Annotated in this window: 11 protein-coding genes; 6 read left to right on the top strand and 5 right to left on the bottom strand. The window is 44.4% G+C overall.

Features of this window, described 5'->3' with window-relative positions; genetic code table 11:
- Positions 1-43: 43 nt before the first annotated feature.
- On the bottom strand, positions 44-637 hold the full coding sequence (locus A8L45_RS04740; RefSeq protein WP_068899768.1) for a LysE family translocator: 594 nt from the start codon (positions 635-637) through the stop codon (positions 44-46).
- Positions 638-717: 80 nt separating this feature from the next.
- Here A8L45_RS04740 and A8L45_RS04735 point away from each other — a divergent pair, with 80 nt between their 5' ends.
- On the top strand, positions 718-1014 hold the full coding sequence (locus tag A8L45_RS04735; RefSeq protein WP_083228205.1) for a LysR substrate-binding domain-containing protein: 297 nt from the start codon (positions 718-720) through the stop codon (positions 1012-1014).
- Here A8L45_RS04735 and A8L45_RS04730 read toward each other — a convergent pair.
- The gene (locus tag A8L45_RS04730; protein WP_068899764.1) at positions 1011-2873 is read right to left on the bottom strand and encodes a hypothetical protein; all 1863 of its coding nucleotides are present in this window, start codon (positions 2871-2873) and stop codon (positions 1011-1013) included. The two genes, A8L45_RS04735 and A8L45_RS04730, sit on opposite strands and share 4 nt — an antisense overlap.
- Before the next feature lie 362 nt (positions 2874-3235).
- Here A8L45_RS04730 and A8L45_RS04725 point away from each other — a divergent pair, with 362 nt between their 5' ends.
- From A8L45_RS04725 to A8L45_RS04715, 3 genes are all read left to right on the top strand, one after another.
- Positions 3236-4042, top strand: a complete 807-nt coding sequence (locus tag A8L45_RS04725; protein WP_068899762.1) for a crotonase/enoyl-CoA hydratase family protein — start codon at positions 3236-3238, stop codon at positions 4040-4042.
- 82 nt (positions 4043-4124) lie between these two features.
- On the top strand, positions 4125-4931 hold the full coding sequence (locus A8L45_RS04720) for a crotonase/enoyl-CoA hydratase family protein (protein ID WP_068899760.1): 807 nt from the start codon (positions 4125-4127) through the stop codon (positions 4929-4931).
- Positions 4932-4985: 54 nt separating this feature from the next.
- On the top strand, positions 4986-5732 hold the full coding sequence (locus A8L45_RS04715; protein WP_068899758.1) for an SDR family oxidoreductase: 747 nt from the start codon (positions 4986-4988) through the stop codon (positions 5730-5732).
- 17 nt (positions 5733-5749) lie between these two features.
- On the opposite strand, the gene A8L45_RS04710 is transcribed toward A8L45_RS04715, so the two are convergent.
- From A8L45_RS04710 to A8L45_RS04705, 3 genes are all read right to left on the bottom strand, one after another.
- Positions 5750-6337: a porin family protein gene (locus A8L45_RS04710; protein ID WP_068899756.1), complete on the bottom strand. Its 588-nt coding sequence runs from the start codon at positions 6335-6337 to the stop codon at positions 5750-5752.
- Positions 6338-6503: 166 nt separating this feature from the next.
- A complete protein-coding gene (locus A8L45_RS24405; protein ID WP_175401905.1) occupies positions 6504-6659 on the bottom strand; it encodes a hypothetical protein in 156 nt (51 codons plus the stop codon).
- Positions 6660-6870: 211 nt separating this feature from the next.
- On the bottom strand, positions 6871-7284 hold the full coding sequence (locus tag A8L45_RS04705) for a VOC family protein (RefSeq protein ID WP_068899754.1): 414 nt from the start codon (positions 7282-7284) through the stop codon (positions 6871-6873).
- Between the two features lie 230 nt (positions 7285-7514).
- Between A8L45_RS04705 and dld the strand changes: the two genes are divergently transcribed.
- Positions 7515-9215 (top strand): D-lactate dehydrogenase, encoded by a 1701-nt coding sequence (gene dld, locus A8L45_RS04700; protein ID WP_068899752.1) that lies wholly within the window; start codon positions 7515-7517, stop codon positions 9213-9215.
- Between the two features lie 128 nt (positions 9216-9343).
- Positions 9344-10993 (top strand): VRR-NUC domain-containing protein, encoded by a 1650-nt coding sequence (locus tag A8L45_RS04695; protein ID WP_068899751.1) that lies wholly within the window; start codon positions 9344-9346, stop codon positions 10991-10993.
- Positions 10994-11257: the final 264 nt, after the last annotated feature.

Raw genomic sequence — 11257 nt, 5'->3', positions numbered from 1 at the left:
GGCTTTATTTTTTCATTATTTACCAAAGGGCTATCACATCAAATCATAAGAAGTGGCTAGCGACTAGGTACCCTGCGATCACGATCAGACTTCCGCCCATGATTTGATTTATCAATCGACGCCGACGCTCATTTGCGAAGAAGATTGAGATTTTCTCTCCCGCTGTTGCCCATGCCATTTGAGACAGAAAGCAAATCGTAAAATACAGCAACAAGAATACGCCTAACTTCCCATATTCGTTGTGCAACGAAAAGGCAGAGATACCAGACATACAAGCGATCCAAGCCTTTGGATTGATCCACTGCAACACTGCTCCTTGCCAAAAACCCGGACGTTTTTGCTCCGTTAATGTCAGCGTGCCCTCGGAACGCATGATTTGCCAGCCAAGGTAGGCAATAAATCCACTGCCTGCGACAGTAAGAAGGTGAACCAAAAAAGGAAGTGAGGACAGTAGTGCACCCAGCCCTAAACCGATAAAGCTGAGAAGCAGTGTAAAACCAAACGTCGAACCAATAATAAACATGATGGTCTTACGTGCCCCATAGTTTAGGCCGCTGTTTAAGATCACCATATTTACGGGTCCCGGAGACACTGACATTGTAAACGCATACATGCACATTGCTATTATGAGAGTCACCTTTCACTCCTGACTAAAGGTGGTTATTTTATTTGTTGATTTTAAAATGAATTTATATATTTGAATATATGGAATAATCTATTTTATCTATTCGAAAGAATGATGAGCCAATAGACGTATCATTAAGCAGTAAGATCACAGTAAACAATGTTGAGGTAATGACAGAATTGGCCTCACAGCGTGTGGGAATTGCAACGCCCCCCAGTTTTCTTGCAAAGCCATTACTGGCGTCAGGAAAGGTCATTGAATTACTGACGGAGTGGCAGGTAGAGCCGATTCCCTACCACTTGATTTGGCCGGGACAAAACCCGGAAAACACTAACACACGACGATTAATCAATTTTCTGCTGGAAAAAGTACAGGGTCCGTTCAACTAAAACATCACATTGAATTGTATGTAGGGCCCATGCCAGATATCCGCGCGAGAATAATTTAATTGCCAGCGACCAGAGTCAGATTCGGGGTACCAATCCTGAATACTGTAGTCAGCCCTCGCCCTGTAACCCACCTGCAACGCATACCCCAAGCCATATGCTGCGACAGAACGTCTTTGATAGGCGTAACCAAGGTCGAGTTGGCCGCTTAAGGCAATGGCATATTCACCAGAGAGACCGCCTTGAGAAGAGCCGACTGAACGCAGCAGTGCATTGTTACTCGTGGACATTTTGTTGATACCGACACCAACCTGAGGCGCAATGTAAAAACGACTATAAGACGCTTCATATCGCGAGCCAAAGCTGAATTCATCCTTGCCTGCCAATATCCTGATACTGTCTATTTCAAAGTCGTTGTCGAACGTCCAGCCAGATTTCCCTGCTTCGGCAGAGGTAAAGCCAACAACTCCTGGAATTCGATAGTTACGATAACCGAGACCAAAGTAATACCCCTGTTCACTCAATACCAGTAAATCTGTACTGCTAAAACGTGCCTCAAAATCTGTCTCAACCGATTGGCCCAGCATAGTAGTGTGTGAGGCGATACCGTATGTCTGAAAGCGCTCGAAACGGAGCCTCAGCGCATCGGGGCCATCAAAAATACTCTCGAAATCAATCGCACCTGACAGATATTCCGTCATTTTGTCAGTATCACGGGTTGAAGTTTCCGTTCCTGCACTGGTCAAGTAGTTGAAGGTTAACTGAGTGCTATCTATTCTTCCCTGAAAATAGGTACTTTGCAGCAGGCTACTGTCAACTTTATAGTTGCTGCTTCCCCGGTTACCCTCGCCAACACCAGTCTCTTGATCCACATACCATGACGTGTTCATCAAACCATACCCTGCCATAACATCGATCCTGGTCGGAGACGTGAATATCGACTGAAATTTTTCAGGCTCGTAAAGCTGATCAACCGTCACCTGATAACCATACCGGGCCCCCTGAGTCGAATCGAACGCAGAGACCATCAGTGAATTATCATCAAGGTACAAGTCAGGGTTGGTTCCGTAATTGCGCTTAAAACTGTTTGCTACGACCCGCCTTGTCGGTTCCTGCCCAGCACTGAAAAGGTAGGTTGCAAGTCCCTTATTGAATACATTGACGTATTCATAGCTGGCGACAGCGATGGTGTCTTCATCTTTTGGAAAAACAATAAGTGTGTCTTCAAAGTCACTTTTTAAATGCAATTCAGTCTGAACAGACTGCCAAGCCTCTTGCCCTTTCTCAACAAGCCCATTCAAAGACGTAACTTTCAATGCCATAGTGTCTATGTCCACCAAAGCTATTGCTAAATCACCATTCAAATTATTGTTTATGCTGGCGATAATAGGAACAACGGGTATCTCCATCGTCCGCTGCTTGTCACCATTTATGATGTTCAGCTGATTATCAGCGATACAGACCAGTCGGCCTGTTGGATCGAGCGCCTTGGCCGGAGCGTGTAAACATGCGCCGAGCGAACTCCAGCGCGTTTGCTCCTGACTGTTCACCAGCCAGAAGTTGACATTAAAGTCATCACCACTCTGGTAGGCCTCTCTGACTATTGCCCAGCTCTGATTTCGATATCTGGACTGAACCACTACGGATGAATCCGGGCTGTAGGTATATTTGGTATTTCCAATAATTAAGACGTTTCGGCAGTTACTCTCACAATTGGCAATCGCTTTTGTGAAATAGATCGCTGGAGCTCCCTCTTTTGATGCAAACTCATCAGAGGTTTTTTGCTGACTATCGGCAGAAGCAATCTCGTAGCTTAGCGAAGGAAACGATATGAACAGTAAAAGCGAAACCAGTCTTTTCATAGGCGAGAAACCATTTTTCACAGTCAGGAAGCATGAGTATTAAGCATGGCTTAAATAATCTATTTATCAATTAATTAGGGTAAAAAGCATGAAGGTTTTTACAGACTAATCGTTGTGATCGCAGACAAAATGGTCTTGCCAGAAGTAGTGTTTACTTCAGTATTCGTGTTTTACACAGCGCGGCTTCTAACAGCAAAAAAGTCGCTTTCCAGTTAAGGCTTCTCTCTGACTACAGTTTCGTACATCCTCGTTCATACTTTGTACAGATTGTTCCCCATGAAAATCAAACAAGCGTTTTACGTTTCCTTCATATTTATGTTACTTTCCGAAACTGGACTGACCAGCTGATTAAGGTGTACATCATGGAGTGGAAGTACTTACAACTCAATATCGAAAATAGCGTCGCTGATGTCAGGCTCAATAGACCTGAAAAATTCAATGCGATGAATTATGAGTTGTTCTGTGAGATTGATAGTGTTCAGAAGTACTTAAAGAAGCAACGTGATGTCAGAGTGGTGATACTGAGTGGCGCTGGTAACAATTTCAGCTCGGGTATCGACATACACAGTATGATGGATAAAACCATCAACTTTTTCAAAGTTGGCTTTAAATGGCTTCCATGGCAAGCCAACATGGCACAGCGTGTTTGTATTGGCTGGCAGAGAATGCCAATACCCGTGATTGCTGCGATAGAGGGTGTCTGTTTTGGCGCAGCGATGAATGTAGCACTGGGCTGTGACATGCGCTACGCCAGCCCTGATGCAAAACTGGGGATCATGGAAGTACGTTGGGGTATGGTGCCTGATATGGCAGGAATGGACTCTTTGCGCGGTCTGGTCTCTAAAGATGTCGCTCTGGAGTTAATCCACACTGGAATGGAAATACCTGCACAACAGGCGAAAGAGATTGGATTAGTTACACGCGTTACTGTAGACCCTCTGGCTGAAGCAAGAAAAATGGCAGACAAAATTGCAGAACGGTCACCTGATGCCACAGCAGCCATCAAGCTTAGTACTCACAAAAGCTGGAATGCTTCAACAAAGATGTTGTTAGCGCGGGAAACAATCTACCAAATGGCCATTATCATCAGCAAAAACTGGCGTATAGCCATTGCCAGAAATCGAAAGGAACCAGACAGACAATATGCGCCGCGACAGTGGTGGTGGTAAGCCAATAGTGAGAAAACTGGTATTCCAATTATAAGATTTTCGCTCAGTAACTATCAGCAATTACACATAGGGAGTTCGCGCTTTGGAATGGAATTATCTTAAATGGCATATCGAAGATGATGTTGCTTTTATTACTTTCAATCGTCCCGATAAGTACAATGCCCTGAACATGGATGCATTTCATGAAATCATTAAAGTTCAGAAAATATTGCGTAAGGAAAAAACACTGAGGGCGGTCATTCTCCGTGGAGCCGGGGGTAACTTTTGCTCTGGTCTAGATGTACTGGGTGTCGCAAAAAAACCGATAAATATCGTCAAATTGTTGTTTAAATGGCTACCCGGCAATGCCAACACTGCTCAACAAGTTTCAATAGGCTGGCAAAGACTCCCAGTCACAGTCATTTCCGTGATTGAAGGTATATGCTATGGCGGTGGAATGAATATCGCCTTGGGTAGCGACATGCGTTTTTGCAGCAAAGATGCCAAAATGGCGATCATGGAGTCGAGATGGGGATTAATACCCGACATGGCTGGTTTAGAGATGCTCCGTGGCGTCGTAAATCGCGATCGTGCCCATGAACTTGTATTGACATCTGAGGTGCTGGACGCAGAGAAGGCCGAGAAATATGGATTGGTAACACAAGCTTGCGATGATCCCATGAAAGAAGCGATGGCTTTGGTCGACAAAATTAAGAACGTCTCCCCAGATGCCGCTGCCGCAATTAAATTTACAACACATAAGAGCTGGTCAGCCAGTGTACGAAGCTTACTGGCCCGAGAAACATTTTATCAGCTGGCTATGTTCTTCAGTAAAAATCAGCGGGTAGCCCTCAGCCGACAAACAAAATCTCCCGACAGGCCATACATTAAACGCCAGTTTTGGTGGTAATGATCACCCAAGCCAGATAATTTGTACCACATTTGTCTGTTAACGGAATATGGTATGCAGAGTCTGGCATTGGTTACAGGGGCGAGCCGCGGTATTGGTGAAGCAACGGCAATTGCATTGGCTAAACAAGGGCACACAGTCTGCATCAACTACAGACATCAAAGGCAAGCAGCAGAATCAGTAGCAGAAAAAATAAGCCAAATCGGCGGAGATGCATTTATTTTTGGGGCTGATATTTCCGATGAGGAGGAAGTTCGCTCATTATTTTCGCTTCTGGACAAACACCCTTCACCATTGAGAGTGTTGGTCAACAACGCTGGTATTTTGTTTCATCAAAGCGCCTTGGCAGATATTGCAGCTGACCGCTTTCACACGACACTGATGACAAATGTCATCGGGCCTTTTCTATGCTGTCGAGAGGCAACCAAACGAATGTCGACTCAACATGGTGGAGGGGGCGGCGTCATCGTAAATGTATCTTCTGCGGCTTCACGAACAGGTTCACCAAATGAATACGTCGATTACGCGGCCAGCAAAGGCGCACTTGACACTATGACCGTTGGCCTCGCTAAAGAGGTAGCGATGCAGGGTATTAGAGTGAATGGTGTCAGGCCAGGTTTAATCAACACAGACATTCACGCAAGTGGCGGTGAACCAAATAGAGTCAGTCGTCTGTCGTCAAAAATTCCTCTCCAGCGGGGTGGAGAGTCTGAGGACGTTGCTTCAGCCATTGCCTATTTATGTTCACAAGAAGCCGCTTTCGTCACAGGAACATTCATCGACGTTACCGGGGGGCTATGAGCCACCATAAAAGCGCATTAAAAATGGTATGCCAGAGACAAAACAGTTGATGTCAGAGGAATATCGACAGTCTTCTTTGATTCTACCAAGTAAGGTATTGTCTCAACAGATTTCATCATTTTGGCATCAACAAGGTGCTGAGATATTCGAAGCGCCCAGTGATCCATTCGATACTCGAGTCCTAAAGCGGTATGTAATCCTGCCACTTCATCATTGCCAGCAATGCGTTCTGACTTACCGGCCGACACCTCGTTGAGAATAAAACTACCAAAACCAAACAAAATAAATGGTCGAAGGCCATTGTCCATTCGATACCCTATATTTGCAGAAATCGAGATGCTCCGTGGGTCAGCAGTGCGATCCAATACACGCATTTTCCCATATGATTGCAGCCCAGCCTCAACACCAATAAATCGGTTTAACTGATAGCCCCCTGTTATGTTAAACCCCTGTGGGTTATTAACGGCTTTGAACTTATCACTGCCGACCTTACCAGTCACAAAACCAGTACCAGCTGTAACATACCAACCTGAAAATTCATCTGCTTGAGTTGCTCCTGAAACAAGCATAACTGCAACTAGCCAAAGCCATTTGGGTGTTTTCATTGGTTTATCTCTAAAAGATAGTGAATAAAGAAACATCAAGTATGATGTTTCACAGGGAGAATAAAACAACGTTTTATTCTCCCTTAACAAGTTTAAAGGTCAAGAAAATAAACAAGATAAATTGGCAGAAAACGAGAGATAGCTAGAAGCAAGGTAAAAAAACGTACTATCTAGCCAATTCAACAATCACCGCATAGAGAAAACCACAGGCGATCAATATCCCAACACCAACGGCAAATCGCGATTGATTATGTTCTGACATCTCCCGCACAGCGAAAAAACCAATAAGAATAAGTAATACAATAACCGCAACTTTTATCACCGGGCACCCCAAAGAAGTATTATCATTTGCAGCAGCCTCAGTTTGAAAAGGCTGTCATTATTATTCACTAAAATGCATATCATTTTCTAATTAGACCGGATGCAGATATGCCAAATAAGCTACTAGAGTGTATCCAGCCCGACGTTGATTGTCTCATTTATTCAATAACCTGATAGTCGTACTCGTCTCATTTCAACTACTCATCGCATTGTTACAAAGAATGAGACGGACAACTTAGCATCCATCTAATTCCGTATTTATCGGTGACTATGCCATATCGCATTTGCCAAAAAGTATCATCCAAAGGCATGTAAATGTGCCCCTCTTTAGACAAACCAGAAAAAACATCACTCTGGCGCTTTTTATTACTGAACAAAACATGAATAGCCAGATCGCCCGAACCTTGCGGTAAAGAGTCTTTTACACCGTCTGAGGCCAGAAAGCTTATTTCCTGGCAATCAAATTCAGCGTACATCACCCTTCCTGAGAGATGACTGGGAAACTCAACAGGAGACTCATCATAAGTGGATAATTGGTTGATATCGCCACACCATATCTCTCGATAAAAAGTCAGCGCCTCGCGACATAGTCCGTGAAAAGTGATATGTGGTTTCATGGCTGCCATGATATTACCCCTTATCTGGTCACGTTTTGTTGCGACATTTTATCAATCGGATTCATGTCTTACGCCCAATAGTTGCGACAACCCGTAAGTCTTTTTAGTGGTAGAAATAATGCCCATTGTTGTTACATTTTTATTCATATTCACTCGGACTTGATGTTCCGGTAGAATCGAATTAGGGATTTTTAGTTTTTACTCAAGTACTTTGTACTTTGCACATATTAGGGATTTTCATGACTAACAGCGCAGAGCAGGCTTCTCTCATTGAGAAATTGAGCGCAATTGTCGGTGTAAAATACATTCTTACCGACGACGCTAAGAAACAGCCCTACTGTAAGGGGTTTAGATTCGGTTCGGGCGAGGCAATGGCTGTTGCTAGACCGGGAACACTGGTTGAGATTTGGCGAATTCTTGAAGTCTGTGTTGCTGCAGATATCATCGTGATCATGCAAGCTGCCAATACGGGGCTCACAGGTGGCTCCACGCCTGACGGAAAGGACTATGACAGGCCAATTGTCATCGTCAATACTATGCGAATTGACGACATTCAGCTCATCGATAATGCAAAGCAAATTATTGGTCTCTCAGGGTCGACGCTGTTCGGTCTGGAAGATGTACTGGAAAAATACGGCCGCGAACCCCATTCTGTTATTGGCTCATCGTGCATAGGCGCATCTATTGTTGGCGGTATTTGTAATAACTCCGGAGGTGCGCTGGTCCAGCGTGGTCCTGCTTACACTGAATTGTCTCTTTACGCCCAAATCGACAAGGAAGGTCGATTGTCACTGGTCAACAATATCGGCATTCATCTCGGGGACTCGCCAGAAGAGATCTTAAAAAACCTAGAAGAAAAGAACTATCGCGAAGAGGACATTATTTATGGCGAGAAGCGAGCGTCAGATAATGAATATCACTCCCGAGTCAGGGATATAGAAGCCGATACACCCTCACGCTTCAATAATGATGGACGACGCTTATATGAGGCATCTGGCTGCGCTGGAAAACTCGCTGTATTTGCTGTCAGACTTGATACCTATCCGATCCCGGAAAAATATCAGGTCTTCTATATCGGCACCAATGACCCGAATGTGTTAGGTCAGATTCGCCGGGATATTCTCTCCAAGTTTGAAAACCTGCCAATTTCTGGCGAGTACATGCATCGCGATTGCTACGATGCATCGAAAAAATACGGCAAAGACACTTTCCTAGTGATCAATAAGCTGGGCTCGAAATTCATCCCCAAAATGTTTGCGATGAAAAGAACCGTAGACCGTATTGCAGACAAAATGAAATTTCTTCCCAGCAAATTTTCTGACCGCGTTATGCAGTATTTGAGTTATTTGTGGCCGAATCACCTTCCCAAGCGGCTCGATGAGTACCGAGACAAATACGCGCACCATTGGATAGTCGAAATGAGCGGCGATGGTGTCGATGAAGCGAAGGCATATTTTAATGATTTCTTCAAAGACAACGAGGGTGACTTCTTAGAGTGCACCAAAGAAGAAGGTGAAAAAGCCATTCTTCACCGTTTTGTCGCCGGCGGTGCGATAGGCAGAATGCATGCGATGAGAAGCCACGAACTGGGTGCTGTTATGACCATAGACGTTGCCTTTCCCCGTAATGAGAAAGACTGGTTTGAGCGTCTTTCTCCTGAATTAGAAGAAAAGATTGCGGTCAAATTGTATTACGGCCATCTGTTCTGCCACGTGATGCATCAAAACTACATCATGAAAAAAGGCGTTGACGCAAAAGCTGTTAAGAATCAAATTCTTGAAACGTTTGACCAACGCGGCGCCGAGTATCCGGCTGAACACAATGTAGGCCATGAATACTTTGCCAAGGATGCGCTAAAGTCATTTTACAAAAAACTGGATCCGACCAACTCCTTTAATCCGGGTATAGGTAAAACCAGTAAGTGCAAACACTGGCACTGATTTATACTTTCTTACACAGGCTAATTGAGCGATTGGCCTGTGTGAGCGTATAAGTATCGGATGTACGAAACCAAACATTCACTTCTCGATGAATACTGTCTTAAGCAGACCCTACTATCAGACCAGATATGATAACGACCACTCCCCCACCCGTTCTTCCTGACTTCTACTACCTCAGTAACTTTGAAACTCTGATTGATTTTGTATCTCGTCAGTACCTCGATTTACTCAATACAGAAGAACAGCAGTGGTTAGAGAGCTATGCCTCGTTATCACGGGATGGGAAAGCACTGACAGTCCGATTTCTCTCTCGACGGAGTGATTGGTTTCGCAGAGATAAAATCAGTTATCAAGAGATTGACGACATTGACAAAACGCTCGAAGAGCTTCAATTGGCAGGAGTTGTAAATATAACGCACACTCCCCCGCCGGAAGCATGCTGCGAGCTACTGACAAAGCCGGAGCTGATTGTTCTTCTTCCAGATTCTGGCATACAGAAACAAGCCAAAAAGCAAGTTTTTGTTGACTACATGCTCAATCACAAGCCTGAGATTAACCTGCCATTTCTGTGTGTTAGCCTGAAAAATCATACGATCATGCCCATCCTCCTGTTGTTGTTTTTCGGTAATGCTCATCAGGATCTCAGTCAGTTTGTCCTCGGCGATCTTGGTATTCATATTTTTGAACAAACCGACTTATCTCGGGATGTCCGTTTATTCCAACACCGAGAGCATATCGAGAACTGGCTTGCTCTGTCGGCGTTATCTGAACAGTTCTGGCTGGCAGGGGTCGCAAAAGACAAAGATAAAATGCGTGATATCGCTGATAATGTTGCAAATAGTGAACTTTCCACCGCTTTCAACTGGCAACCACTCGAAAGAAAGCGGCAGCGACTGATGAATAGAATCGGTCGTGAATTAGAGCGTCAGACGCACTTAGGGCAAGCGCTGACATTCTATCGTCAGTCAGAATTACCGCCGTCAAGAGAAAGACAAGCTCGCATACTGATAAAACAGAAAGAATATTCACTGGCAGCCAACATTGTTGCGAACATGCTGAACGCGCCAAAAGACGAAGAAGAACATGAAACGGCAGGCCGTATTGCTCGCCAGTTAGTGAAGAAGATTGAACTAGAGGCACCAGAAAAAGTATCGCCAGCATTTTCCTCTGACACATTGACACTCGATATCGGCCGTTCTGTCGAGAGAAGTGTCGCCGAGCACTTTCAATCTCATGGCTGGCAAGTTTGGTATTGCGAAAACTTATTGATCAATGCCGTATTTGGCTTGGCATTCTGGGATATAATTTTCAGCCCGGTAGAGGGCGCGTTTCTCAATCCCTTCCAACGTTCACCACGAGATATGTATGACGGCTCCTTTTACGCGAATCGGGAATATTCCATCAACTGTCGATTACAAGACATTGAAAATGGTGGACTGACGTTCATTTTTGATGTGTATCAGAAAAAATACGGTCTGAGTAATGATTGGATAGTCTGGGAGTATGTGAAACCTGAGCTTCTTGACGCTGCGATCCCGGCCTTATCTCCCAAGCAATGGGTCGCCTGCTTTCAACGCCTGCTTTTTGATCCTCGAACAAACCGAAAAGGCCACGCAGACTTGTTTATGACTAAAGGTGACAACCACGCTTTTGTCGAAGTTAAAGGTCCGGGCGACAGTCTTCAGCATCATCAGATTCGATGGTTAAACTACCTCCATCTGCACGATATAACGTGTTCAGTACTTTACGTGCAACAACTCCCCACAGATGAAAGCTAACAGCCACTGACATCCCCTTATAGCAGCCGAACACCACAGAGAATAAATAGCACAAAAAACAGAATATAAATTCACCATATGCACATTTATTACCCGCTAATACCCTGAAAATTCTTTTATATCTGTAGAGGTATAATCCAGAACGTTAACACAAAAACAGATGATAATTTGCCTTCAACGCTGATTTCATCAGCAAAAATCCACCTCACCCCCATCCTATAGAATTAACAACCTAATATGTAATGATAATAATTACTATTTGCA

Source organism: Veronia pacifica (assembly GCF_001707825.1).
Classification (GTDB): domain Bacteria; phylum Pseudomonadota; class Gammaproteobacteria; order Enterobacterales; family Vibrionaceae; genus Veronia; species Veronia pacifica.
Note: the sequence above shows the minus strand (reverse complement) of the source record. Positions and strands in the feature narration are given on the sequence as shown.

Coding starts and splice junctions, on each gene's coding strand:
- A8L45_RS04730 (WP_068899764.1), bottom strand. CDS start 2,873: ATGAAAAGACTGGTTTCGCTTTTACTGTTCATATCGTTTCCTTCGCTA.
- A8L45_RS04725 (WP_068899762.1), top strand. CDS start 3,236: ATGGAGTGGAAGTACTTACAACTCAATATCGAAAATAGCGTCGCTGAT.
- A8L45_RS04715 (WP_068899758.1), top strand. CDS start 4,986: ATGCAGAGTCTGGCATTGGTTACAGGGGCGAGCCGCGGTATTGGTGAA.
- A8L45_RS04710 (WP_068899756.1), bottom strand. CDS start 6,337: ATGAAAACACCCAAATGGCTTTGGCTAGTTGCAGTTATGCTTGTTTCA.
- A8L45_RS04705 (WP_068899754.1), bottom strand. CDS start 7,284: ATGGCAGCCATGAAACCACATATCACTTTTCACGGACTATGTCGCGAG.
- dld (WP_068899752.1), top strand. CDS start 7,515: ATGACTAACAGCGCAGAGCAGGCTTCTCTCATTGAGAAATTGAGCGCA.
- A8L45_RS04695 (WP_068899751.1), top strand. CDS start 9,344: ATGATAACGACCACTCCCCCACCCGTTCTTCCTGACTTCTACTACCTC.